We start from the raw sequence: 24,643 nt of genomic DNA, 5'->3' as shown, positions 1-24,643 counted from the left end.
CATCAGAACAGCCCTACCTGCCCTGGACAGTCCGGCGGGCAGCGCGGGACGGGCCGGTCAGTCGCAATCAACTGGAAAACTCGGTCCATCGCCAACTCCCGAACCGCCGCCCCAGTTCAGCCCGCTCCGCCCCCGTTCAGCGCAACGAATCCCCGTTCGACCCCCTGCCCGTCCAGAGTGATCTCCACGCCCGCGCCCGATCGGGTGACCCGGATCTCGTGCCTGGTTCCGTCCAGCATCAGCGTGGCGGTGAAGCCGGGCCAGGCTTCGGGCAGGCTGGGGTCGATCTCGATGCCGCCGGGGCGGCGGCGCAGGCCCAGCAGGCCCTCGACCGTGGCGCGGTACATCCAGCCGGCGGAGCCGGTGTACCAGGTCCAGCCGCCGCGGCCCATCTTGTCGCGGGCGGCATAGACATCGGCGGCGACCACATAGGGCTCGACCCGGTAGATCTCGGCCGAGCGCGCATCGAGTGCGTGGTTGATCGGGTTCAGCGCCCGCAGCAGCCGGTGGGCGCGGGTGCCGTCGCCGCCCCGGGCCAGCGCATAGACCATCCAGGCCGCGGCATGGGTGTACTGGCCGCCGTTTTCGCGCACCCCCGGCGGGTAGGATTTGATATAGCCCGGCTCGGCATCGGTGTTCTGGAAGGGCGGGGTGAACAGCCGCAGCAGCTGCCCGTCGCGGTCGAACAGCTGCGCCAGCGCCTCGGACACAGCGTCCTGTGCCCGGTCCGGGCGGCCGGCGCCGGAAATCATCGCCCAGCTTTGCGCGATGCTGTCGATGCGGCATTCGGCGTTCCCGGCCGAGCCGAGCGGGGTGCCGTCGTCGAAATAGCCGCGCCGGTACCAGGCGCCATCCCAGCCGGATTCGTCCAGCGCCTGCGCGACGCTGGCGGCATGAGCCTCCCACGCGTCGGCGCGGGCGTGGTCGCCGCGGGCGCGGGCCAGAGGCGCAAAACTGGCGATGGTGTCGCACAGGAACCAGCCCAGCCAGATGCTTTCGCCGCGCCCCTGTTCGCCCACGCGGTTCATCCCGTCGTTCCAGTCGCCGCCCAGGATCAGCGGCAGCCCATGCGGGCCGGTGCGCTGCACCGCCAGGTCCAGCGCCAGCGCGCAATGGTCGTAAAGCGCCGCCTCGGCCCCCGCCGGCTCGGGCTGGAAATAGCGGTCGTGTTCGCCGGGGTCGAGCTGCGGTCCGGTGATGAAGGGCACCATCTCGTCCAGCACCGCGGCGTCCCCCGTCGCCGTCACATAGCGGGCGGTGATGTGGCCCAGCCAGATCACATCGTCCGAGATCATCGTGCGCACCCCGGCCCCGGTCCGGGGCAGCCACCAGTGCTGCACGTCGCCTTCCACGAACTGGCGGGCGGCGGCGTTGAGGATCTGGCGGCGGCATAGCGCCGGGTCCTGCAGGATCAGCGCGCTGGTGTCCTGCAGCTGGTCGCGGAACCCATAGGCGCCCGAGGCCTGATAGAACGCCGTGCGCGCCCGGATCCGGCAGGCGATCGCCTGATAGGGAAGCCAGTGATTCACCATCAGATTCAGGGCCTTGTCCGGGGTGTCCACCTGCAGGCAGCCCAGGGTCTCGTCCCAATCCGCGCGTGCCGCGGCCAGCGCGCGCTCGGCGGCGCCGTCCGCCAGCGCGGCGCCCAGCACGGCGGGCAGGTCGTCCTGCGGGGCGCTGGCCAGCACCAGCGTGGTCTCGAGCTCTTCGCCGGGTTGCAGGGTCAGGTCGCAGCGCAGCGCCAGGCAGGGGTCGCCGGCGGCCTCGACCGCGGGCCAGAGGCGCAGGGCGGCGGGGTGCGACAGCTCGCCGAACCGGCCGAGAAAGGCCAGCCGGTCGCCGCAATGGGCGGCGACGGGGCGGTCGCAGGCCAGGGCGGCGATGCGCCCGCCGTGCTCGATCGAGAACGGGTTCACCGCCAAGGCCGCGTTCAGCCCGGGGTCGAAGCGGGTCTGGATCTTGTCGGCGGTGCGGCTGCGGTCGGTGCCCAGCACCAGCTCGGCATAGGCGATCAGCTGCAGCGACAGCGCCCGGCCGCTGCGGTTGCGCAGCCGCAGCCGCGTCAGCCGCGCCGGGCCGGTTTCGGCCAGGGTCATGGTGGCCTCGATGGTCAGCCAGCCGTAATCGGCGCTGAAACGCGAATAGCCCAGCCCGTGCGCGATCTCGTGCACCGCGCGCGGGTCCTCGGACAGGCCCAGGAAGGGCGAGGCCACCAGCCCGGTTTCGGGGTCGTGGATCAGGATCGCCTCGCCGGGGCGGTTTTCCACCGGGTCGTTCGACCAGGGCGTGATCTGGTAGTCGCGCGAGTTCACCGCCCAGCTGTAGGGCGCGCCCTCGGCCGAGACGTGGAAGCCGAAATCTTCACGCGCGACCACGTTGATCCAGGGATGCGGGGTCTGGCGGTCGCGGTCGATGCGCAGCACGTATTCGCGCCCGTCCGGGGAAAACCCGCCGTAGCCGTTCCAGAACTGCAGCGGAGAGCGCGAGGGCTCGGCCGGGGCCACCACCGGCAGTGCGGTCCGGCGCGGGCGGTCGCGGCGGCGGGGCAGGGGTGCGGGGACCGGCGGCTCGCGCAGCCGCTCGATCTGGTCGACCAGCCGGCCGTTGCGCGTGTGCAGCACGATCCGCGCCGCCGATACCAGCGTGTCGAAACAAGCCTTGGAAATCTGGTCGCGGCGCACCGCGTGGACATGGCGCGGCACCCCCGGCCCCGCCGCCTGCAACGCCATGTCCACCAGCGAGCGGATCGCGTGCTGCAGGTCCTGCACATAGCTCGAGGCGCGCTCGTTCAGGATCACCACGTCGTGGCGCACGCCGCGCAGGCGCAGGAATTCGTGCATCCGCAGCGCCTCGCGCAGGATCGGCAGGTCAGCCTCGTTGTCGATGCGCAGCAGCAGGATGGGATCGTCGCCGGAAATCCCCATCGGCCACAGGTCGCTTTGCGGGCCCAGCTCGGTGCGCCGCTTGGGGGTTGCCGCCATCGACAGGTCGGGCCAGACCAGCAGCGCGGCATAGGCGCGGAACAGCCGCACCTCTTCCAACGAGGTGTGCAGGTGGCGCAGCTGCACCTGCGACCAGGTCCAGGCTAGCCGCAGCTCGTGTTCAAAGACGGCGTGGCGGGCGTAATGGGCGGCCAGCCGGTCGCGTTCGGCGGCGCTGTCGGCGATCAGCGTCCAGAAGATCACCGAGACGGTCTTGCCCGCCGGGATCCGCATCCGGCGGCGGATGGCGAAGATCGGGTCCAGCGTGTGCCCCTGGTTGCCCCCCAACGAGGCGCCGCGGTCAAAGGCCGCCGGGTTGCGGATCGAGCGGCCGCGCCCGACAAAGGCGCGGCGGTCGGTTTCCGCCTCGGCCCCGGGGGTGATGGCGCCGTCGGGGCAGGCGATCAGATGCGCCAGATACAGCGGCCGCCCGTGCGGGTCGCGGGGGCGGCGCTCGGCCGCGATCATGGTGCCGCCGCCGCGGATCTCGGTCTGCACGAACATCTTGGAAAACGCCGGGTGGGCGCGGTCCGAGGCGGGGTCGTCCAGCACGATTTCGCCGTAGGAGGTGATCTCGATGGTCTTGTCCGACCCCGAGCGGTTGCGCAGCGTCAGCCGCCGCCCGTCGGCGTGGCTTTCGGTGGCGGCGATGACCTCGAGCCGCGTCTCGATGGCGTTGGCGGTCTTGAAGAACTCGGCCTTGTGGTCGGAAAACACTGCGCTGGCGCGTTCGTCCGGGCCGGAATGCGGGGAATGGGTGGCCGACCACCACTCGCCCGACTGCACGTCGCGCAGAAAGACGAAGATGCCGCCGTCGTCCTGCGCGGGGTCGGGGGTCCAGCGGTTCAGCGCGATGCCGCCCAGCATCGACCGCCCCGCCCCGGTCGAGGACAGCAGCGTCGAGAAATCGCCGTTCGAGATCAGCGCCACCTCGCGCCCGGCGCGGCCGGGCTCGTCCACCACGGTCAGCGAGTCCCCGGTGCCCAGGGTGGCGCCGCGCCCGGCCACCCGGGTCGAGGGCGCGCGGGTGACCGGGGTGATGTCGCGGGGGGATTTTTCCTGCAACAGCAGTTCCGACGCCCGCACCACCGGGTCGGCGTGGAAGCGTTCGCGGTGGATGCCGTCCATCACCGTGTTGGCGATGGCCAGGATCGACATGCCGTGGTGGTGGGCCATGACGTTGCGCACCACCGCGTGGCTGTCGCCCTCGCGCAGCCGGGCGGGCGAGAAATCCACCGCGTCGAAAAAGCCGAACGGCCCCTCGGCCCCCAGTTCGCGCAGCGCGGACAGGTTGCGCACCGCCTCTTCCGGGCGGATCTGCGCGGCAAGGATGGTCGCATAGGGCGCGACCACGTTTTCGCCGAACGCCCGCTTCAGCGCCAGCGTGGGCACGCCGAAGGCGTAGTACTGATAGTTCATGTGGTGGTCGCGGGCGTTGAAGGCGCTTTCCGAGATGCCCCAGGGCAACCCGTGTGACTTTCCCCATTCGATCTGCGCCTGGACCGCCATCTGGTTGGAGTGGTTCAGGATCCCGCCCTGCCGTTCCTTCAGCAGCAGGGGCGGCATCAGATATTCGAACATGCAGCCCGACCAGGACAGCAGCAGGCTCTGGTGGCCCAGCGTGGCGAAGGGGCGGCCCAGCCGCGTCCAGTGTTCCTTGCGGATGTCGCCCTTGGCGATGGCCAGGAAGCTGGTCAGCCGCGCCTCGGACGCCAGCAGGTCATAGGAGCTGTCGTCCAGCTGGTCGTCCAGCGGCCGGTAGCCGATCGACAGCAGCATCTTGTCGGGGTGGATGAACAGGCCGAAATCCATCTCGAATGCCAGCATCCGGGCGCGCTCGGCCAGCAGCCGGGTGCGCAGGGCGAATGCCTCGACCGCGTCGCGCCCCTCGGCGATCGGGGCCATGGCGTCGGTGGCGTCGCGTTCCAGCAGCTCGGCCCAGGCGAGCGCCTCGGCGGCCTCGCCATCGGTGGCGGCGTCCAGCTCGGCGGCCAGCCGGGCAATCTCGGCGCAGCGGGCGACCAGCTGCGTCGGCGCCACCGGGTCCGAGATGGGACGCCCGGCGGTCTGGTCCAGCAGCTCGTGCAGGCTTTCGATGGCACCGTCCAGCGCCCGGCGCAGCTCGCGCAGGCTGCGGCGGTCCTGCGGCAGAAGATCCAGTTCCTGCCTGAGGTTGGCCAGCGCGTCGCCCACCCCGTCCGTGCGCCGCCGCCGGACCGAGGGCGCCGCCTCGGCCCAGCCGCGCAGCCCCGAGGACAGCGCGATCAGTAGCCCCGCCAAATTGCCGCTGTCCACCGCCGAGACATAGGGCGCCGGCAGCACCGCCAGCGTGCGGGTGTCGTACCAGTTGAAGAAATGCCCGCGCAGCCGCGCCATGCGCTCCAGCGTGGAAATCGTGGCCTCGATCCGCGCCAGAGCGCTGTCGAGCCCGATCCAGCCGAAATCATGCGCCGACATCACCGACATCAGGTAAAGCCCGATATTGGTGGGCGAGGTGCGCTCGGCCAGTTTCGGCTCGGGGCGGCCCTGCCAGTTGTCGGGGGGCAGGTGGTTGGTGTCGGGGCCGACGAAGGTCTCGAAATAGCGCCAGGTGCGGCGGGCGATGCGGCGCAGCTCGGCGGTGTCCTCGGGCGACAGCAGCAGCCGGTCCTCGGTCTGCAGGGGGCGCGAGGCCCGGTCCATGATCCAGGGCGCGGCGATCCACACGCCCCCCACGACCAGCGCCACCGGCAGCGCCACCGGGTTCAGCGCCGCCGCGGCGAGGGTGGCCGCCGCCCCGATGACGGGCGAGGCGATCATCCGGCGGTATTCGCCGCGCAGGCTGGGGTCGACCTGGCCCGCCTCGCGCGCGGGGGTCCATTCCAGCAGGTGGCGGCGGGTAATGATCATCCGCCACAGCGCCCGGCCGATGGCGTCCAGCGCCGCCGCCGCCCGGTGCGCGGCGGTGGCCAGCCGCAGCCCCAGCTGGGTCAGATAGGAAATCGCATCGCGCGCCATGTGCCGCAGGTGATAGTCCCACGACACCCCGTAGCCCGGCCGGAACACCCGCAGGTCGACCTGCAGCACCGCCACCGCCGCCACCAGCAGGATCATCAGCCCCTGCCACATGATCGGCCAGGCCCCCGGCAGCACCAGCCAGCCCAGCACCGAGGCCGCGATCCATGCCGGCGTCACCAGCGAGCGGCGCAGGTTGTCCAGCATCTTGAACCGCGACAGGCCCGACAGGCCGTTGCCCGGCCTGAACATGATCGGCAACAGCTGCCAGTCGCCGCGGGTCCAGCGGTGCTGGCGGCTGGCCTCGGTCGCGTAGCGGACGGGGAAATCCTCCACCACCTCGATATCGGTGACCAGCGCCGAGCGTGCCAGGCAACCTTCCAGCAGGTCGTGCGACAGCACCGCGTTTTCGGCGATGCGCCCGGCGACCGCACGCTCGAACGCATCCACGTCATAGATGCCCTTGCCGGTGAAGCTCCCCTCGTCGGCGAGGTCCTGATACAGGTCCGAGACGGTGAACACGTAGGGGTCCAGCCCCCGGTTCACCGAAAAGATGCGCTGGAACACCGAGGCCTCGGGGCCCGTGGTCAGCGAGGGCGTGACGCGGGGCTGCATGATGCCGTGGCCGCGGATCACCACCCCGTCTTCCGCATGGACCGGGCGGTTGACCGGATGCGCCATCTTGCCGACCAGCGCCGCCACCGTGTCGCGCGGCAGGCGGGTGTCGCTGTCCAGCGTCACCACGTAGCGGATGCCCTCGGGGGGCGTGGGGCCGGTGGGGACGAAGCTGGTATTCTCGACCCCGCGCAGCAGCAGGTTCAGCTCCGCCAGCTTGCCGCGCTTGCGTTCCCAGCCCATCCAGACGCCCTCGGCCGGGTTCCACAGCCGCCGCCGGTGCAGCAGGAAAAAGCGGCGGATGCCGCCGTGGTCGTAGCGGTCGGCCAGGTCGTCGATGCGGGCGCGGGCATGGGCCAAGAGCCGCGCATCCTCGGGCATGGTCTCGGCGGGCGCGTCGCGCCAGTCGGTCAGCAGCGCGAACGACACCTCGCCCAGCGGGTTGGCGAGGTAGTGCGATTCCAGCATCTCGGCCAGCTCGTCGATGGCATCCATCGAGGTGATCATGCCGGGGATCACCACCAGCGTGCGGAACCGCGCCGGCACGCCCTCGCGGAAGTCATAGGCGGGCAGGCGGGTGGGCGGGATGGTGCGTGCGGCCAGGAACGACACCACCTGCATCGCCGTGTCCGAAGCCGGCAGCATCACCAGCGCCAGCAGCAGCGCCAGCTGCCAGCCGGGCAGCTGCCCGGGCAGCGCATAGCCGAGCAGCGCCACCAGCACCGCGGTGATGCCGACCAGCGGCAGCGCGATCAGCCACAGCCCGGCCTTGCGCAGCGGGATCGACAGCCGTTCCAGCAGCGTCGGGCGATAGGCGCAGGATTCGCGGAAGCCGCGGCGGTGGTCGCCGACCAGCAGATGCCCGACCTCGACCCGCTCGCCCTCGATCCGGCCGCCGCCGCCGTCGTCGCCGCCGGCTGCCTGCCCGCGTTCCTCGGCGGCCGCGGCGTCGGCGCGGCCCTGCTCGATCGCGCGGCGGGCGACTTCGGTTTCGGTCAGGGCGGAACGGCGGGCGATACGCTCGATGGTGCTGCGGTAGCTGGCGCGGGTGGGCTGGTCGAGGCGGTCGAACTCGGTATGCCGCGCCAGCAGGATGTCGACGGCGCTGACGCTTTCGAACCAGTCCAGCCAGTCGATGTCGCCCATGCGGCGCAGGCTGCGGATGATGTTGCCCACGGTGACGTTGCCGCTGGACTGGCGCGCGTATTCGGCCTGCACGGCGCGGTCGCCCGCCTCGGCGTCGCCCAGCCGCGCTTCCAGTGCCAGCAGCGCGGCCTGCGCTGCCGGGCCGCCGTCGCGCAGGCGATAGTAAAGCTGCGCGGCCACGGTGTCGTCGGTGACCAGCGCGCCGCTTTGCTCGATCACCGCGGCGGCGGCGCCGGGCCCCTCGACCCCGGCCAGCTGGTCGGCGATGTCGTTGGCCAGCGCCCGGCGCACCCGGGCCGAGGCCACGCGGTCCGACAGCCGCCGCAGGTTCTCGACCAGCATGTAGCGCAGGAACACCGGCAGCGCCCACAGCTCGGCGATGTCCAGCGTCACCACCGACTGATAGCCGCCCAGGAACTGCGCCAGCGCGTCCTCGGTGATCTCGGAGTTGGTCAGCGCGATGAAATACCACGCCAGCACCAGGCTGCGCGGCGCGTGGCTGCCGCCCGACAGCCGCACCCGTGGCAGCCGGTTCAGGAACCCGGCCGAAAACGCCTGCCGCAGCTGGCGCAGGTTTTCCTCGACCATGTGGTGGTTGTCGATCAGCCATTCGGCGGCCGGGGTCACCGGCTCGTCCTGTTCCTCGGCCGCGACGGTCTGCAGGTAGTTGTGGCGGATGGCGGACTGGTTGTCGACCAGCCGCGCGACCAGGTTCCTGGGGGCCTCGGGCAGGTCGGGCAGGGCGGTGGCGGCAAGCTCGCGTCCCGCATCGCGCAACGAGCTGCCGGTCCAGATGTCGAAGCGGATCGGCGGCGGCATCGCGTCCCAGGCCAGCGGCTGGCTGCGGCGCAGGGCGCCGTTGGTCCCGCCCGCGCGGCTGCGCAGCCGCTGGACCGCCTGTTTCAGGCTGTTGCCGCTGCGATAGCCGCGCGGCATCCGGGCATGGTTCAATGGCATCTTCTGTCCCGTTGTGACCGTCCCCTTCTTGCAGCTGCCCCGGCATGTCCGTTCCGGGCCGCCGGGACGGGGGGCGACATCTTCCAAAGCCCCGGCGTTGCGCCCGGGTTCCCGATCCGCCCGCCCGCGCCGATCTGCCGGGCCGGATGGGCAGGGACTGCGCGCGGTGCGGGGCCTGTTGCGGGGGCGATGGCTGCGTTATGGGACAAACAGACCATTGCCCGCAAGGAATTGACGAATGTCCGCATCGCCCGACAGCCCCGCGCCGGCCCCGCTCACCGTCGCCACCAGCCCGTTTCAGGGGCAACGACCCGGCACCTCGGGGCTGCGCAAGAAGACGCGAGTGTTCATGCAGCCGGGCTATCTGGAAAACTTCACCCAGTCGGTGTTCGACGCCATCGGCGGGCTGGCGGGGCGGGTGCTGGTGCTGGGCGGCGACGGGCGGTTCTTCAATGCAAGCGCGATCCAGGTGATCCTGCGGATGGCGGCGGCGAACGGGGCGGCGCGGGTGATCGTGGGGCAGGGGGGGATCCTGTCCACGCCGGCGGCCTCGAACCTGATCCGGCTGCATGGCGCCGATGGCGGTATCATCCTGTCGGCCAGCCACAACCCGGGCGGCGAGGACCAGGATTTCGGGATGAAGTTCAACGGCCCCAACGGCGGCCCCGCCCCCGAAGCGGTGACCGAGGCGATCCATGCCCGCAGCCTCGAGATCGACGCATACCGCACGCTGGACAGCGCCGATCTGGACCTGTCCACGCCCGGCCGCCGGCAGCTGGGCGCAACCGAGGTCGAGATCATCGACCCGGTGGCCGATTATGCCGCGCTGATGGAGCGGCTGTTCGACTTCGACGCGATACGGGCGCTGTTCGCCGGCGGCTTCACCATGCGCTTCGACGCCATGCACGCGGTGACCGGCCCCTATGCGCGCGAGATCTTCGAGCGTCGGCTGGGCGCCGCCCCCGGCAGCGTGGTGAACGCGGTGCCGCTGCCCGATTTCGGCGGCAGCCACCCCGACCCGAACCCGGTCTGGGCGCGCGGCCTGTATGATCTGATGATGGGCGCGGAGGCCCCGGATTTCGGCGCCGCCTCGGACGGCGACGGGGACCGCAACATGATCATGGGGCGCGGGATTTACGTCACCCCCTCGGACAGCCTCGCGGTGCTGGCGGCGAATGCGGCGCTTGCGCCGGGCTACGCGGCAGGGATCCGGGGCATCGCGCGTTCGATGCCGACCAGCCGCGCCGCCGATCGCGTGGCCGCCGCCCGCGGGGTAGGGATGTACGAAACCCCCACCGGCTGGAAGTTCTTCGGCAACCTGCTGGACGCCGGCCGCGTCACCATCTGCGGCGAGGAAAGCGCCGGCACCGGCTCGGACCATGTGCGCGAAAAGGACGGGCTGTGGGCGGTGCTGCTGTGGCTGAACATCCTCGCCGCCCGCCGCGAGCCGGTCGCCGCGATCATGGCGGCGCATTGGCAGGAATACGGCCGCGATTACTACAGCCGCCACGATTACGAAGCCGTCGCCGCCGACCGGGCCGAGGCGCTGATCGCGCGGCTGCGCGAGCTGCTGCCCGCGCTGCCGGGGCAGGAGTTCGCCGGGCTGCGCGTCGAATCCGTCGATGATTTCGCCTATCACGACCCGGTGGACGGCTCGACCTCGGCGCATCAGGGGATCAGGGTGATGTTCACCGACGGCAGCCGCGTGGTGCTGCGGCTGTCGGGCACGGGGACCGAGGGCGCGACCCTGCGCGTCTATCTGGAACGCCACGCCGCCCCGGGCGATGACCACGGGCTTGCCCCCGACACCGCGCTGGCCCCGGTGATCGCGGCGGCCGAGGCGCTGGCCCTGATCCGCGACCACACCGGCCGCGACCGCCCCGACGTGACCACCTGAGCCCTCTCGCAAGCCACCGATATCGCTTCTTTCTGGTTGAAATACCCTTATGGGCGCGGGGGCTGGCCCCCGCTTCCATCCACTCGGCACCAGCGCCACCGGCCGGAACCCGCCGATGCCGTCCGGGTGCGCTGCGGTGGAACCCTGACCCCCCTTGCCGGCTTGTTTCGGAAGCATCACCCTGCGGGCGAATGCGGTTTCAATCACGCGGCCGCGAGGCCGGGGATACAAGGAAGATTTCATGCGCATCGCGGTTCTTGGGGGCGACGGCTTCGTGGGCTGGCCCACCTCGCTGCACCTGTCCAGCCTGGGACATGAGGTCCATATCGTCGACAACCTGTCGCGCCGCTGGATCGACACCGAACTGGGCGTGCAGTCGCTGACCCCGATGGATTCGATCCAGGAACGCTGCCGGATCTGGAAACAGGAAAGCGGCAACACCATCCAGTTCCACCTGCTGAACCTTGCCAAGGAATACGAGCGGCTCAAGCAGTGGCTGCTGGACCATCGCCCCGACGCGGTGATCCATTTCGCCGAACAGCGCGCCGCGCCCTATTCGATGAAGACCGACCGCCACAAGGTCTATACCGTCGACAACAACGTCAACGCGACCCACAACCTGCTGGCGGCGCTGGTGGAAACCGGCATCGACGCGCATCTGGTGCATCTGGGGACCATGGGGGTCTATGGCTATTCCAGCGTCGGCGCCCCGATCCCCGAGGGCTATCTGGACGTGGAAATCGACACGCCCACCGGCAAGAAGGGGCAGCAGATCCTGTATCCGACCCGCCCCGGCTCGGTCTATCACATGACCAAGAGTCTCGATCAGATCCTGTTCCAGTTCTATGCGCAGAACGACGGGCTGCGGATCACCGACCTGCATCAGGGCATCGTCTGGGGCACCCATACCGACCAGACCCGCCGGCACGAACAGCTGATCAACCGCTTCGACTATGACGGCGATTACGGCACGGTGCTGAACCGCTTCCTGATCCAGGCGGCGATCGGCTATCCGCTGACCGTGCACGGCACCGGCGGCCAGACCCGCGCCTTCATCCATCTCCAGGACAGCGTGCGCTGCATCGAGCTGGCGCTGGGCGATCCGCCCAAGGCCGGCGAGCGGGTGCGCATCTTCAACCAGATGACCGAGACCCACCGCGTCCGCGACCTTGCCCATCTGGTCGCCAAGATGACCGGGGCCGAGGTCAAGCTGCTGCCCAACCCCCGGAAAGAGGCCGACGAGAACGACCTGATCGTCAAGAACGACCAGTTCCTGGCGCTGGGCCTGAACCCCATCACCCTGCAAGAGGGGCTGCTGGCCGAGGTCGTGGATGTGGCCCGCAAATACGCCCACCGCATCGACCGCTCGCGGGTTCCTGCCGTGTCGGCCTGGACCAAGGACATCGCCCAGCGGGTCGACCACGACCCCGAGGGCCGCAAGCTGCGGGCCGTGTGATCTTGCAGGGGCTGCAACCGGACCGCCCGGCGCGGTCCGACCGCGCCTTCGTGACGCTGGTCACCAACGCGGATTACGCGCTGGGCGCGCGGGCGCTGCTGCGCTCGATCGTGCTGTCGGGCACGGACGCGGACATCTGCGTCCTGCATACCGACGTGGCGGCGGCGCATCTGGCGCCGCTGTCCGCGCTTGGCGCGCGGCTGGTGCGCTGCGAGCTGCTGCCGACCTCGCCTGCGTTCAACGCCGCCCATGCGCGCGAGGCGCTGCACGGCCGCGCCGCCTTTACCAAGGGCGAAAAGCCGCCCTTCCACACGCCCCTGGACAATTTCGCCAAGCTGCGGCTGTGGCAGCTGGATTACGCGCGGGTGGTGTTCGTTGATGCCGACGCGCTGGTCCTGCAGAACGTGGACAAGCTGTTCGACTACCCCGAGTTCTGCGCGGCGCCGAATGTCTATGAAAGCCTTGCCGATTTCCACCGGATGAACTCGGGCGTGTTCACCGCGCGGCCCTCGCAGGAAACCTTCCGGGACATGCTGGCGCGGCTGGACGTGCCGGGGGTATTCTGGCGCCGCACCGACCAGAGCTTCCTGCAGGAGTATTTTCCCGACTGGCACGGGCTGCCGGTGTTCTGCAACATGCTGCAATATGTGTGGTTCGCGATGCCGCAGTTGTGGCGCTGGCGCGACATCAAGGTCCTGCATTTCCAGTATGAAAAGCCCTGGCAGGACCACGCCAAGGCCGATCAGCTGCGCCCCCTGATCGAGCTGTGGCGCGCCTATGCCGAAGGCGGCCCGGTGCCCGACAGCCGCGACCTGCCGGACCCGGGATGAGGGTTGCGGTCACCGGCGCCAGCGGCTTGGTGGGCCGCTTCCTGACCCGCGGGCTGGCGGTGGCGGGCCACCGGGTCGAGACGCTGCAAGGCTGGCGGCTGGGCCAGCCCGCGCCGCTCGACGGTTGCGAGGCGCTGATCCACGCCGCCTTCGCCCATGTCCCCGGCCGCTATCGGGGCGGCGAGGGCGACGACCCCGAGGGCTTTGTCGCCCTGAACCGCGACGCCTCGCTGCGCCTGTTCGAACAGGCCCGGGCGGCGGGTGTGGCGCAGGTGGTGTTCCTGTCCTCGCGCGCGGTCTATGACGCGCTGCCCGCCGGCACGCCGCTGCCGGACGGCACAGCCCCCGCGCCGCACAGCCTCTACGGCCGAGTGAAGGCCGAGACCGAGGCCGGGCTGGCGGCGCTGGCCCGCCCCGGCTTTGCCACCGCCAGCATCCGCGCCACCGGCATCTACGGCCCCGGCGCGGGGCACAAATGGACCGGACTTTTCGCTGATTACCTTGCCGGGCAACCCGTCGCCCCCCGGATCGGCACGGAACTGCACGGCGACGACCTTGCCGCCGCCGCCCTGCTGATCCTCGGCCGCGGCGCCACTGGGGCCTTCAACGCCTCGGACCTGACGCTGGACCGCCACGACCTGCTGGCCGAACTTCGCCGCCTGACCGGCTGCCGACATCCGCTGCCGCCGCGCGCGAAGACCCCTGTCTCTGCCATGTCCTGCGAACGCCTGGCCGCCATGGGTTGGCGCCCCGGCGGCTGGCCGCTGCTGCGGAAAGCCCTGCCTGCGATGCTGACTTCGGGCGGTTTCTAAATATCCCGCGGGGGTCCGGGGGCGCGAAGCCCCCGGTCCGGCCGCGCAGCTCACCCCGGCGCCACCCCGCCCAGCACCCGGGTCAGCTCCTGTGCCGCCTGTGCGACCAGCCGGCCCAGCGGGTCCAGCCGGTCCTCGGTCAGCCGAACGGCGGCGCCGGAAATCGAGATGGCGCAGGCGGCCTCGCCCTGCGGCGACCAGACCACCGCGGCCAGGCAGCGCATCCCCAGGTTGAACTCTTCGTCGTCCAGCGCCCAGCCGCGGGCGCGGGTGCGGGCGATCTCGGCCAGCGCCGCCTCGCGCGAGCGCAGGCTTTTGGTGGTCAGCGGCGGCAGCCCGGCGCGGTCGGCCAGCGCCAGCACCTCGTTGTCGCGCCAGGTTGCCAGGATCGCCTTGCCCATGGCCGAGCAGAATACCGGCACCCGGCGGCCGGGGGGCGACAGCGCGCGGCGGATTTCCCGGCTTTCGACCTGGCTGATCGTCACCAGCTGGTCATCGTCCAGGATCCCCAGATTCGCGGTTTCGCGGGTAGCGTCGCGCAGCCGGCGCAGCAACGGCAGCGCCGGCGCCACGAAGCTGAGCCGCCGCCCATAGGCCAGCCCGACGGTGAAGGCGTCGCGCCCGACATGCCACAGCGCGGACGCCGGTTCGAACTGCGCGAAGCCCTGCTGCTCCAGCGTGGTCAGCAGCCGGTGCGCGGTCGAGACCGGCAGCCCCGCCGCCCGCGCCAGATCGCTCAGCCGGCTGCCGCCGTCCCCCTGCGCCAGCAGTCGCATCAGCGACAGGGCGCGGGCGACCGATTGCACCCCGTTTTCGGCCATCTCACCCTCCGTTCTTGCCGCATGATGGGAAACTCTGCCGAGGATGTCACCTGCCACGACCGCCGATGCTATGCCATGCGCAGGATCAAGGAGGGTGAGATGTCCGAATACGTCGAGCGTGCAGCTTTGCAGGTCGCGGCGCCGCTGGCCGCGCTGGTCGAGGGCGAGGTCCTGACCGGCGGCGTGACGCCCGACCGTTTCTGGCGCGGCTATGCCGAGCTGCTGCGCGAGCTGGTCCCCGCCAATCGCGCGCTGCTGGAACGGCGCGGCGCGCTGCAACGCCAGATCGACGACTGGCACCGCGCGCACCGCGGCCAGCCCCATGACGGCGCCGCCTATCAGGCGTTCCTGCGCGAGATCGGCTATCTGGTCCCCGAGCCCGCCGCCTTTGCCATCGGCACGGAAAACGTGGACCCAGAGCTCGCGCAGCTGGCCGGGCCGCAGCTGGTGGTGCCGGTGGGCAATGCCCGTTTCGCGCTGAACGCGGCGAATGCGCGCTGGGGCTCGCTCTATGATGCGCTTTACGGCACCGATGCGCTGCCGGGTCAGGCGGCGCCGGGCGGCTATGACCCCGCGCGGGGCGCGCAGGTGATCGCCTGGGCGCGGGCGCATCTGGACCGGGTGGCGCCGCTGGCGGGGGCGTCCTGGGGTGAGATCACCGGGGTTTCGGCACGGGACGGGCGGCTGGTCGCCTCGACCCCCGGCGGAGAGGCTGGGTTGGCCGATCCCGCGCAATTCGCCGGGACGGCGGGCGAGGATGTGTTCCTGCGGGCCAACGGGCTGCTGATCCGGCTGGTGATCGACCGCGCGACCGCGATCGGCCGCGACGATGCCGCCGGCATTTCCGATATCCTGCTGGAATCCGCCCTGACCGCGATTCAGGATTTCGAGGATTCCGTCGCCGCCGTCGATGCCGAGGACAAGGTCGCCAATTACCGCAACTGGCTGGGGCTGATGCGCGGCGATCTGGTGGAGAGCTTCACCAAGAACGGGCGCGAGATGACCCGGCGGCTGGCCGGCGACGTGACCTATACCGGCCCGCAGGGCAATCAGCTCACCCATCCCGGGCGTGCCGTGCTGCTGGTGCGCAACGTGGGCCATCTGATGACCACCGATGCGGTCCTGCTGGACGGGCAGGAAACCCCCGAAGGGATCATGGATGCGCTGGTGACCGTCGCCGCGGCCATGCATGACCTGGGCGAAGGCGGCGGGCGCAACTCTCGCACCGGCTCGGTCTATGTGGTCAAGCCCAAGATGCACGGCCCCGAAGAGGTCGGGTTTGCCGAGCGGCTTTACGGCAAGGTCGAACGGATCCTCGGCCTGCCTGCCAATACGGTGAAACTGGGGGTGATGGACGAGGAACGCCGCACCTCGGCCAACCTCGCCGCCTGTCTGGAGCAGGTCAAGGACCGGGTGGTGTTCATCAACACCGGCTTTCTGGACCGCACCGGGGACGAGATCCATACCTCGATGGAGGCCGGGCCGATGGTGCCCAAAGCAAGGATGAAGGACCAGCAATGGCTGGCCGCCTATGAGGCTGGGAACGTCGATGTGGGGCTGGCGCTGGGGCTGGCCGGGCGCGGGCAGATCGGCAAGGGCATGTGGGCCAAGCCCGACGACATGGCCGAGATGCTGGAGGCCAAGATCGCCCATCCGCAGGCGGGGGCGAATACGGCATGGGTGCCCTCGCCCACCGCCGCGACGCTGCACGCCACGCATTACCATCAGATGGCGGTGGCGGCGGTGCAGGAGAGCCTGCGCGACCGCGCCCGCGCCAGCCTGGACGCGCTGCTGACGCCGCCGCTGCTGGCTGGCGAGAACCTGTCCGAGGCCGAGATCGCGCATGAGATCGACAATTCCTGCCAGTCGATCCTGGGCTATGTGGTGCGCTGGGTCGATCAGGGGATCGGCTGTTCCAAGGTGCCCGACATCAACGACGTGGCGCTGATGGAGGACCGGGCGACGCTGCGCATCTCGGCCCAGCATCTGGCCAACTGGCTGAAGCACGGGATCATCACCCGGGCGCAGGTCGAGGAGTCGCTGGCCCGCATGGCCGCCAAGGTCGATGCGCAGAACGCCGGCGACGCCGCCTATCGGCCGATGGCGCCGGGGCTGGACGGGGCGGCCTTCCGCGCCGCGCGCGACCTGATCCTGACCGGGGCCGAGCAGCCCTCGGGCTATACCGAGCCGCTGCTGCACGCGGCGCGGCGGGCGGTGAAGGCGGGGGCGCGGTAGGGATCGACGCGGGACCGGGGCGCTGCCCCGGGCCGCGGGATATTTGTGCCACGATGAAAGCCGCAGAGCGTGATCGTTGCGGCGGCAACGTGGCAGATGGCTACAGCAGCCACTCGATCGGCAGGCGGCCCATCAGCCACAGCGTGGCGCGGCTGCGGGCGCGGGCGCCGGGTTCGCGGGCGCGCTCGATCTCGGGGCCGTCGATGGTCTGTTCGCGCCAGATGATGCGGCCGCTCGCGTTGCGGGCGGGGGCATAGCTGAACGCGGGCAGGGTGTCGTCCAGCATCCGGGTCATTGTCCGCGCCACCTGCGGGCTGTCGATCACCACTCCCATTTCCGTGTTCAGGAATACCGAGCGGGGGTCGAAGTTGAACGAGCCGATGAACAGCTTTTCATCATCGACCGAGATGGTCTTGGAGTGCAGGCTTTCATGCGAGGCGCTGCTGCCGGTGGTGCGCGGCTCGGGCGGGCGGTCGGGCGAGGCGCGCATCTCGTAAAGCTGGACGCCGCCGTCGATCAGCGCGGGGCGGTATTTCACATAGGCGGAATGGACCACCAGCTGGTTCGTCGCCTCTTGCGAGTTGGTGAACACCCGCACCCGGCAGCCCTCGGCTGCCAGCTGCACCAGCCGCCGGGTGAAGCGGTGGCCCGGCACGAAATAGGGCGAGACGATATCGACCGACCGGGCGGGGTTGGCCAGCATCTCGGCCAGCCGCGCGATCATCAGGTCCTGCGCGGGGAGCCGGCCCAGTCCCTTGGCGGGATCGTCGCTGATCAGCGTCACCGGCGCCCAGACAAAGCCCACCCGTCCAGAGGCGATGTCGTGGGTCAGCGGCCGTTCCGCCACCGCCCTGGCATAGGAGACCGCGCCGGGCTGCGCACAGGCGGCCGTCAGCTCGGCGTCGATCACGCCTTCGGGCGGCGGCGGGGGCAGGATCAGCCGGGCCGGATAGGCCGAGAGCGAGTCCCAGTAGCGGTCGAAATCGGCCCCGGCCTCGTCCGCGACCTGGCCGATGGCCAGCACGTCGGTATCGAGGTTGTGCCGCCCCGGCCCATAGGCGAAATACACGTCCCCCACGTTGCGCCCGCCCAGGATCGCCGCGGCGCCGTCGGCCACCATCAGCTTGTTGTGCATCCGCCGGTTCAGCCGCACGAAGTCGAACAGGAACCCCAGCACCTTGGGCCGGCGCAGGATGAAGGGGTTGAACAGCCGCACCTCGATCCCGGGGAGGGCGTCGAGTTCCGCCAGATGCGGGTCCAGCCCGGGGATGCCGTTGTCGTCCAGCAGCAGCCGGATGCGCACCCCGCGCGCGGCGGCCTGGCGCAGCTCGTTCATCAGCAAGAGCCCGGTCAGGTCGCGCTGCCAGATGTAATACTGGATATCCAGCGCGTGGTCGGCCTCGCGGATCAGGGCGACGCGGGCGGCGAATGCGTCGCGCCCGTCGTCCAGCGCGACCACGCCGCTGTCGTGGGGATGATGGGGCGCGGCCGACAGCACCAGCCGCCCCAGCCGCGTCTCCGCCGATAGCCGTAACGCGGAGGAAACCGCCCGCCCGACCAGCGGCGGCGGGCGATAGACGATGTGCAGCACCAGCACCGCCATCGCCAGCATGACGGGAATCGCCAGCAGTTCCATTCGTCCCCGCGCTGCGTTGCGGCCCGGCGCGCCGGCCGGTCAGGCAAGGGCGCGGGCGATTTCCTCGGCGCTGGCAGAGGTCAGGGTCTTGGGCAGCTCCTTGACCAGCTTCTGTTCCAGCATCTTGTGATAATTCTTGCGCATCACCCCCAGAGTCGAGGGGTCTGCGATCACCGCGAGCTCTTCGACCTTGTTCTGCAGCACCATGCGGTTCAGCCGCTCGGTCAGCTGCTTGGCGAATGTCGCCTCGTCCTCGTCGCGGGGGGTGGTCTCTTCGGGCTGCCTGCCCTGGCTTTCGTCCTGCAGATGCGCGGGGCCGATGCGTTCCTGTTCCTGAAGTTCGATCCCGTATTTGGCGATGTTGCGCAGCAGCACCGCCTGGTGCCCATCGGCGACGACGACAAGCGCATTGTGAGACAGCATGTTTCGATCCTTTCGGCCAGCCTGGGACAGTCGTCCCAAGGAACGCCCGCTGCCCGCCGCGGTTCCTAGCGCAGGCTGCCGCAAAAGCCGCGGATGCGGGCGACGGCATCGGAAAGCTGCGCGTCCGAGGCAGCATAGCTGATGCGGAAATGCGGCGACAGGCCGAAGGCCTCGCCGAACACCACCGCGACGCCGGTGGCGTTCAGCAGCTCCATGGCAAAGGTCCGGTCGTCGGTGATCCGCGTGCCCCCGGGCGTCGTGCGGCCGATCAGCCGCGCGATCGAGGGGTAGACGTAGAACGCCCCCTGCGGCACCGGGCAGTCGATGCCTTCGCACTGGTTCAGCCCGGCCACCACCAGGTCGCGGCGGCGCTGAAACACCGCGCGGCTTTCCGCGATGTAGTCCTGCGGCCCGGTCAGCGCGGCCAGCGCCGCATACTGGCTGATCGAGCAGGGGTTCGAGGTCGATTGCGACTGCACGTTCGCCATCGCGCGGATCAGTTCCACCGGGCCCGCGCCATAGCCGATGCGCCAGCCGGTCATCGCATAGGCCTTGCTGACCCCGTTCATGGTCAGCGTGCGCTCGATCAGCCGCGGCTCGACCTGCGCCGGGGTGACGAAGCGGAAATCGTCGTAGACGAGATGTTCATAGATGTCGTCGGCCAGCACCCAGACATGCGGGTGGCGCAGCAGCACATCGGTCAGCCCGCGCATCTCGGCCTCTCCGTACCCCGCCCCGGTCGGGTTCGATGGCGAGTTCAGGATTACCCATTTCGTGCGCGGGGTAATCGCAGAGTCCAGCTGTTCCGGCGTGATCCGATAGCCGCTTTCGATGCTGCCCGCGACGATCACCGGGGTGCCGCCGCCCAGCGTCACCATGTCGGGATAGCTGACCCAGTAAGGGGCGGGGATGATGACCTCATCCCCCGGGTCCAGCGTCGCCATCAGCGCGTTATACAGGATCTGCTTGCCGCCGGTGCCGACGGTGACCTGCTGCGGCGCATAGTCCAGCCCGTTTTCGCGGCGGAACTTGTCCACCACCGCCCGCTTCAGTTCCGGGATGCCGTCCACGGCGGTATAGCGGGTGTGGCCGGCGTCGATCGCGGCCTTGGCGGCCTCGCGGATATGCAGGGGGGTGTCGAAATCCGGCTCTCCGGCCGACAGGCTGACGATGTCGCGGCCTTCTGCCGCAAGCTCGCGCGCCAGATTGGTCATCGCAATGGTGGACGAGGGTTTGACGCGGGCAAGGGTCTGGGACAGAAAGCTCATCGGCGGCCTCGCGGGTTGAAGGGGGCGCGCCGGTGATATGCAGTGCGTCGACAAGTCGCAAGCCGCACGGAGTTTTCGGATGGAGAACCACGACACCCGCCTCAAGCGGCTGACCATGCGCAGCTGGCGCCGCGGCACCCGCGAGATGGACCTGATCCTGGGCCCGTTCGCCGATGCCGAGCTGGCCGGGCTGGGACCCGAGGCGCTGGACGATTACGAGCGCCTGCTGGATGAAAACGACCAGGAGCTTTACCCCTGGATCACCGCGCGGCTGGCCGGGCGGGCCGCCGGGCCGCAGGCGCTGGGGCCGATCATGGACCGCATCGCCGCCCATGCAAGCGACCGGCTGAAAGAGATTCGCGGCGCTTAACCGAATCTTGGGGTCTTCGTGACAGCTTGGGTCGGGACGACGCCAAGCGGATGACAAGATGACCCGATTCGCCGTGCTGAAAACTGCTGCGCCCGTGCAGTCCGCGCCCGCGCCGCCCGCGGATTACGGGCTGCCGGACGTGCTGGAACCCTATCTGGAAAGCCTGCAGATCCTCGACCGGCTGCACCGGCTGATGCTGGACCTGATCAAGGACGATTTCGAGCGGCTGGGGCTGACCGACCTGACCCCGGTGCAGGCGCTGCTGCTTTACAACCTGGGCACGGCCGAGGTCTCGGCGGGCGAGCTACGGTCGCGCGGCATGTATCAGGGCTCGAACGTCAGCTACAATCTCAAGAAACTGGTGCAGATGGGCTATGTCCACCACCAGCGCTGCGACCTCGACCGCCGCTCGGTCCGCGTCCGCCTGACCCCGCACGGCGAAGAGATCCGCGATACGGTGGGCCGCATGTTCGCCCGCCACGCCGAGGGGTTGCAGGCCTCGGGCGTGCTGGACGACCCGCCGATCCGGCTGGTGAACCTGCAATGGCGGCGGGTCGAGCGGTTCTGGGCGGACCAGATCCGCTATATCTACTGACGCCTACCAGTGGCCGGTGTTGCCCATGCTGGCCCAGGGTTCCTGCGGCGGCAGGCTGCCGCCCTTTTGCAGCAGCTCGATCGAGATGTTGTCGGGGCTACGCACGAAGGCCATGCGCCCGTCGCGCGGCGGCCGGTTGATGGTGACGCCGTTCGCCTGCAGATGCGCGCAGGTCGCATGGATGTCGTCGACCTCATAGGCCAGATGCCCGAAATGCCGGCTGTCCGAGGGCAGGCCCTCGTCCCCGTCCCAGTTCCAGGTCAGCTCGACCGGGGTTTCCGGCTGCCCGGGCGGCGCCATGAACACCAGCGTGAAGCGGCCCTGTTCGTTGTCGATCCGCCGCGTCTCCTCCAGCCCCAGCAGCCGATAGAACGCCATGCTGGCGTCCAGGTCCTTCACCCGGACCATGGTGTGCAGATAACGCATCTTGGGACTCCTTCTGGCAGCAGCAGCTGATGGTGGCACGATGCGCGCCGGGACGCTAGAGACAGGGGGCAGACGAGCAAAGAGGACGCCATGCCCCTGACCCCAGACCAACAGGCCGAGATCGACGACGCCCGCGCCAACCCGCGTCCGACCCTGCGCGCGGTGGCCGAGGGGATGGAGCGTCACCTCTACGTCGCCCATCCGGTGCTGGACCACGGGCTGATCCGGGTCATCGACTATATGGGCGACGACAGCGCCATCGTGCAGGCGGCGCGCGTCAGCTACGGGCGCGGCACCAAGGCGGTATCGAACGACGAGGGGCTGATCCGCTATCTGATGCGGCACTGGCATTCGACGCCGTTCGAGATGTGCGAGGTGAAGTTTCATGTGAAATTGCCGGTCTTTGTCGCCCGCCAGTGGATCCGTCACCGCACCGCCAATGTGAACGAATATTCCGCCCGCTATTCGATCCTCGACCGCGAGTTCTACATTCCCGCGCCCGAGCATCTGGCCGCGCAATCCACGGTGAACAACCAGGGCCGCGGCGAGGTGCTTGCCGGCGCCGAGGCGCAGCGCGTGCTGGACATCCTGCGCGAGGATTCCATGCGCAGCTACGACCATTACGAAGGGATGCTGTCACAGGACGGCCAGCAGGGCCTGGCCCGCGAACTGGCCCGCATGAACCTGCCGGCGAATATCTATACGCAATGGTACTGGAAAACCGACCTGCACAACCTGTTCCACTTCCTGCGCCTGCGCGCCGACACCCACGCGCAATACGAAATCCGCACCTATGCGGAAACGATGTGCCGCATCGTGAAGGATTGGGTGCCGCTGGCCTACGCCGCCTTCGAGGACTACCGGCTGGGCGGTGTGTCTTTGTCGGCGAAGGCGGTGGAGGTGTTGAAACGGCGGCTGGCGGGGGAAGTTGTGACGGCGGAGAACAGCGGGATGAGCAAGGGTGAGTGGCGGGAGTTTGAGGGGGTGTGGGGGTGACGAGATTGCTCGGAGAAATGACGCGGAAGGACTTCGTGGATAGGCTGAACCATTTTGTTCACCCGAGCGAGGAAATTTCCCATCCCGAACAACTTAAAGGACGGGAGGGTCAGCTGAGGCAACTTCGTGATTGCTTTGAAACTAATGGAATGAACGCGTTCATTTGGGGCCTCCGCGGCGTAGGAAAAACCTCCTTAGTCCACACGGCATTAACCGCCTTCACCCAGAATGTGCGCTTGGCTGCAGCCATTGGGTGCGAAAAGGACTCAACTTTCGACGACCTGTTGAACGACGTGTTCCGCCGAGTTGTCTCCGGAGGAAAGGTTGACGTAAGAGACAAGGGATTGAAGGCCAAACTTAGTGCATTTGGCTTCAGTGTTGAAGCCGGTTTGCCTGCGCTGAAAGACCAGATTAAAATCAGAAGCGTCAATCATGCATCCGACCTACTTAATACAATATTGCCTGCAGATTATGATAACGGGCGTGAGTGGGTAATCATCGTTGATGAATTCGATCAATTGAAGAACACCGAAACGATTGGATCGTTTACTGCACTTGCAAAGCAGATATCTGTAGATAAGCTCCCTCTCAAGCTGGTGTTTTGCGGGGTTGCCTCTAATCTGAATGACCTAATAGGAACGCATGAGTCGGTGGATCGCTATCTCAAAGCCATCGAGTTAGCACCGCTGATCGATGGCGCTATTTTGGAAATAGTCGACTACGTTGCTTGTAATTTTGGGATCGAGTTCTTTCCCGGCCAACGTTATAGAGTGGCGCAAATTGCTAGCGGGTATCCCCATTTCGCGCATGTGATACTTAATGAAGTACTTCGGGTCGCTTATGAGCAGGGAAGCGGACAAGAAATCAGTCAAGTCATCTTTAAAGAGGCGGTGCAAAATGCCGCAAAAAGTGCGGCGACACGTCTGCAGAACGCATACGATTTGGCAACGAGGAAGGGAACCGATCGCTACATCGAAGTGCTGTGGGCCGTGGCCGACGGTCAGCACTTCGACAAACAATTCAAGGATATCTTCAGTGCTTATCAGCGTATAATGTCGGTGCGGAGAGGCCGAGAGGCGCTGGAGGATGAGCAGAAATTCAGAAACCATCTGAATTCCCTATGTGGAGCGTCGCACGGGTCCGTGCTGCTAAAGGGGAAAGTTGGATGGTATCGCTTCGCTGATCCTATGTTCCGGAGTTATGTGAGGATGATCGCCCACACCAATGACATGGACTTGGGTGAGGAGAGCTTTCGCCTCTGACCTTTGAGAAGGTGCGTACTCCGCTCGCACAACTTGGTCACTTGGGTCAAACGGGGCGTGCCAAACCAGGCATCCTACGCCTCGAGGCGCTTTCTTATTTCCCCAACCCACGCCCTGACCACTGCCACACTCTCCCCCTCGTCCAGCCACGGGATATGCCCGCGCCCCGGCACCTTGCCGTAGATCATGTCCGGCCGGCGCCGCTGCATCTCGGCCACCGTGTTCTCGCCCAGCAGGTCCGATCCCGCGCCGTGGATCAGCGCCACCGGCAGCCCGGCCAGCGCGTCGAACAGCGGCCAGGCGGTGGCGTCGGGGTTCTTGAAGGCGGCGAGGAAGGCCTCGCGCAGCGCCGGGTCGTAGGTCAGCTCCACCCCGTCCGTGCCCTGGCGGTAAAGCCGCGCGGCCTCTTCCTCCCAGCGGCCCGCGGGGACCTCGCCGAAGCCGCGCAGCGTCCGGGGCAGGGCCTGCGCCACCTCGGCCAGGGTCCTGGCGGCCGGGCGGCGGCCGACGTAGTCCACGATCGCCTCCAGCCCCTCGCGCTGCAGCGCCGGGCCGACGTCGTTCAGGCAGACACCCAGCACCCGGTCCTTGGCCACGGCGGCCAGATACATCGCGACCAGCCCCCCGCGCGAGGTGCCGATCATCGCCGCGCGGTCGATCCCCAGATGGTCCAGCAGCGCCAGCGCGTCCGCGCCCTCTTGCGGGACGGTATAGGTGGCGGCGCCGGTCCGGTCCGACTGGCCGCGGCCGCGGTAATCCATGCGGATCATCCGGCAATCGGCCAGCGTCGGCGCCAGATAGTCGAAATCGTCCATGCTGCGGGTCAGCCCGGCCAGGCACAGGACCGGCAGCCCCTCGCCCTCGTCCTGATAGGCCAGCCGCGCACCATCCGCCGCCGTGAAGAACTGCGTCGCCATTTCACC

General features: G+C 68.8%; 16 protein-coding genes. 9 read left to right on the top strand and 7 right to left on the bottom strand.

Features of this window, described 5'->3' with window-relative positions; genetic code table 11:
• Positions 1-116: 116 nt before the first annotated feature.
• The gene (locus RSP45_RS09230) at positions 117-8,693 is read right to left on the bottom strand and encodes a GH36-type glycosyl hydrolase domain-containing protein (protein ID WP_415391687.1); all 8,577 of its coding nucleotides are present in this window, start codon (positions 8,691-8,693) and stop codon (positions 117-119) included.
• A gap of 238 nt (positions 8,694-8,931) precedes the next feature.
• On the opposite strand from RSP45_RS09230, the gene RSP45_RS09225 reads away from it, so the two are divergent.
• From RSP45_RS09225 to RSP45_RS09210, 4 genes are all read left to right on the top strand, one after another.
• A complete protein-coding gene (locus tag RSP45_RS09225) occupies positions 8,932-10,590 on the top strand; it encodes an alpha-D-glucose phosphate-specific phosphoglucomutase (RefSeq protein WP_415391686.1) in 1,659 nt (552 codons plus the stop codon).
• Between the two features lie 241 nt (positions 10,591-10,831).
• Positions 10,832-12,046, top strand: a complete 1,215-nt coding sequence (locus RSP45_RS09220) for an NAD-dependent epimerase/dehydratase family protein (protein WP_415391685.1) — start codon at positions 10,832-10,834, stop codon at positions 12,044-12,046.
• On the top strand, positions 12,046-12,876 hold the full coding sequence (locus tag RSP45_RS09215) for a glycosyltransferase (protein ID WP_415394037.1): 831 nt from the start codon (positions 12,046-12,048) through the stop codon (positions 12,874-12,876). The genes RSP45_RS09220 and RSP45_RS09215 overlap by 1 nt, the downstream gene beginning before the upstream one ends.
• Positions 12,873-13,688, top strand: coding sequence for an NAD-dependent epimerase/dehydratase family protein (locus tag RSP45_RS09210; RefSeq protein WP_415391684.1), 816 nt, complete (start codon positions 12,873-12,875; stop codon positions 13,686-13,688). Before RSP45_RS09215 ends, RSP45_RS09210 begins: the two co-directional genes overlap by 4 nt.
• A gap of 50 nt (positions 13,689-13,738) precedes the next feature.
• On the opposite strand, the gene RSP45_RS09205 is transcribed toward RSP45_RS09210, so the two are convergent.
• Positions 13,739-14,509, bottom strand: a complete 771-nt coding sequence (locus RSP45_RS09205) for an IclR family transcriptional regulator (RefSeq protein ID WP_415391683.1) — start codon at positions 14,507-14,509, stop codon at positions 13,739-13,741.
• Positions 14,510-14,608: 99 nt separating this feature from the next.
• On the opposite strand from RSP45_RS09205, the gene RSP45_RS09200 reads away from it, so the two are divergent.
• Positions 14,609-16,744: a malate synthase G gene (locus tag RSP45_RS09200; RefSeq protein ID WP_415394036.1), complete on the top strand. Its 2,136-nt coding sequence runs from the start codon at positions 14,609-14,611 to the stop codon at positions 16,742-16,744.
• Between the two features lie 100 nt (positions 16,745-16,844).
• Here the strand turns inward: RSP45_RS09200 and RSP45_RS09195 are convergent, their stop codons facing one another.
• The 3 genes from RSP45_RS09195 to RSP45_RS09185 all read right to left on the bottom strand — a co-directional run bounded on the left by RSP45_RS09195 (position 16,845) and on the right by RSP45_RS09185 (position 20,071).
• Positions 16,845-18,380 (bottom strand): phospholipase D-like domain-containing protein, encoded by a 1,536-nt coding sequence (locus RSP45_RS09195; protein ID WP_415391682.1) that lies wholly within the window; start codon positions 18,378-18,380, stop codon positions 16,845-16,847.
• Positions 18,381-18,419: 39 nt separating this feature from the next.
• A complete protein-coding gene (locus RSP45_RS09190) occupies positions 18,420-18,803 on the bottom strand; it encodes a host attachment family protein (protein WP_415391681.1) in 384 nt (127 codons plus the stop codon).
• Positions 18,804-18,868: 65 nt separating this feature from the next.
• Complete coding sequence (locus RSP45_RS09185) at positions 18,869-20,071, bottom strand: pyridoxal phosphate-dependent aminotransferase (RefSeq protein ID WP_415391680.1); 1,203 nt, start codon at positions 20,069-20,071, stop codon at positions 18,869-18,871.
• A 79-nt stretch (positions 20,072-20,150) separates the two neighbouring features.
• Between RSP45_RS09185 and RSP45_RS09180 the strand changes: the two genes are divergently transcribed.
• Both RSP45_RS09180 and RSP45_RS09175 read left to right on the top strand, forming a co-directional pair.
• On the top strand, positions 20,151-20,441 hold the full coding sequence (locus RSP45_RS09180) for a succinate dehydrogenase assembly factor 2 (RefSeq protein WP_415391679.1): 291 nt from the start codon (positions 20,151-20,153) through the stop codon (positions 20,439-20,441).
• 58 nt (positions 20,442-20,499) lie between these two features.
• Positions 20,500-21,036, top strand: a complete 537-nt coding sequence (locus RSP45_RS09175) for a MarR family winged helix-turn-helix transcriptional regulator (protein WP_415391678.1) — start codon at positions 20,500-20,502, stop codon at positions 21,034-21,036.
• A 3-nt stretch (positions 21,037-21,039) separates the two neighbouring features.
• On the opposite strand, the gene RSP45_RS09170 is transcribed toward RSP45_RS09175, so the two are convergent.
• Positions 21,040-21,462: a VOC family protein gene (locus RSP45_RS09170; protein ID WP_324329087.1), complete on the bottom strand. Its 423-nt coding sequence runs from the start codon at positions 21,460-21,462 to the stop codon at positions 21,040-21,042.
• Positions 21,463-21,552: 90 nt separating this feature from the next.
• Between RSP45_RS09170 and thyX the strand changes: the two genes are divergently transcribed.
• Together thyX and RSP45_RS09160 are read left to right on the top strand one after the other, a co-directional pair.
• Positions 21,553-22,458: an FAD-dependent thymidylate synthase gene (gene thyX, locus RSP45_RS09165; RefSeq protein WP_415391677.1), complete on the top strand. Its 906-nt coding sequence runs from the start codon at positions 21,553-21,555 to the stop codon at positions 22,456-22,458.
• A gap of 35 nt (positions 22,459-22,493) precedes the next feature.
• Positions 22,494-23,720 (top strand): ATP-binding protein, encoded by a 1,227-nt coding sequence (locus RSP45_RS09160; protein WP_415391676.1) that lies wholly within the window; start codon positions 22,494-22,496, stop codon positions 23,718-23,720.
• A gap of 74 nt (positions 23,721-23,794) precedes the next feature.
• Here RSP45_RS09160 and RSP45_RS09155 read toward each other — a convergent pair whose 3' ends face one another.
• Entirely contained in the window at positions 23,795-24,637 is an 843-nt protein-coding gene (locus RSP45_RS09155) for an alpha/beta fold hydrolase (protein WP_415391675.1), read from the bottom strand.
• Positions 24,638-24,643 lie beyond the last annotated feature (6 nt).

Source organism: Paracoccus sp. SJTW-4, assembly GCF_047716885.1.
In the GTDB taxonomy this organism is placed as follows: Bacteria; Pseudomonadota; Alphaproteobacteria; order Rhodobacterales; family Rhodobacteraceae; genus Paracoccus; species Paracoccus solventivorans.
The sequence above is the reverse complement of the archived record's forward strand: the minus strand, read 5'-3'. Positions and strand labels throughout refer to the sequence as shown.

Bases quoted from the DNA above. Each gene is read 5' to 3' on its own strand.
- RSP45_RS09230 (WP_415391687.1), bottom strand. From the start codon at position 8,693: ATGCCATTGAACCATGCCCGGATGCCGCGCGGCTATCGCAGCGGCAAC.
- RSP45_RS09225 (WP_415391686.1), top strand. From the start codon at position 8,932: ATGTCCGCATCGCCCGACAGCCCCGCGCCGGCCCCGCTCACCGTCGCC.
- RSP45_RS09220 (WP_415391685.1), top strand. From the start codon at position 10,832: ATGCGCATCGCGGTTCTTGGGGGCGACGGCTTCGTGGGCTGGCCCACC.
- RSP45_RS09210 (WP_415391684.1), top strand. From the start codon at position 12,873: ATGAGGGTTGCGGTCACCGGCGCCAGCGGCTTGGTGGGCCGCTTCCTG.
- RSP45_RS09205 (WP_415391683.1), bottom strand. From the start codon at position 14,509: ATGGCCGAAAACGGGGTGCAATCGGTCGCCCGCGCCCTGTCGCTGATG.
- RSP45_RS09200 (WP_415394036.1), top strand. From the start codon at position 14,609: ATGTCCGAATACGTCGAGCGTGCAGCTTTGCAGGTCGCGGCGCCGCTG.
- RSP45_RS09195 (WP_415391682.1), bottom strand. From the start codon at position 18,380: ATGGAACTGCTGGCGATTCCCGTCATGCTGGCGATGGCGGTGCTGGTG.
- RSP45_RS09190 (WP_415391681.1), bottom strand. From the start codon at position 18,803: ATGCTGTCTCACAATGCGCTTGTCGTCGTCGCCGATGGGCACCAGGCG.
- RSP45_RS09185 (WP_415391680.1), bottom strand. From the start codon at position 20,071: ATGAGCTTTCTGTCCCAGACCCTTGCCCGCGTCAAACCCTCGTCCACC.
- RSP45_RS09180 (WP_415391679.1), top strand. From the start codon at position 20,151: ATGGAGAACCACGACACCCGCCTCAAGCGGCTGACCATGCGCAGCTGG.
- RSP45_RS09175 (WP_415391678.1), top strand. From the start codon at position 20,500: ATGACCCGATTCGCCGTGCTGAAAACTGCTGCGCCCGTGCAGTCCGCG.
- RSP45_RS09170 (WP_324329087.1), bottom strand. From the start codon at position 21,462: ATGCGTTATCTGCACACCATGGTCCGGGTGAAGGACCTGGACGCCAGC.
- thyX (WP_415391677.1), top strand. From the start codon at position 21,553: ATGCCCCTGACCCCAGACCAACAGGCCGAGATCGACGACGCCCGCGCC.
- RSP45_RS09155 (WP_415391675.1), bottom strand. From the start codon at position 24,637: ATGGCGACGCAGTTCTTCACGGCGGCGGATGGTGCGCGGCTGGCCTAT.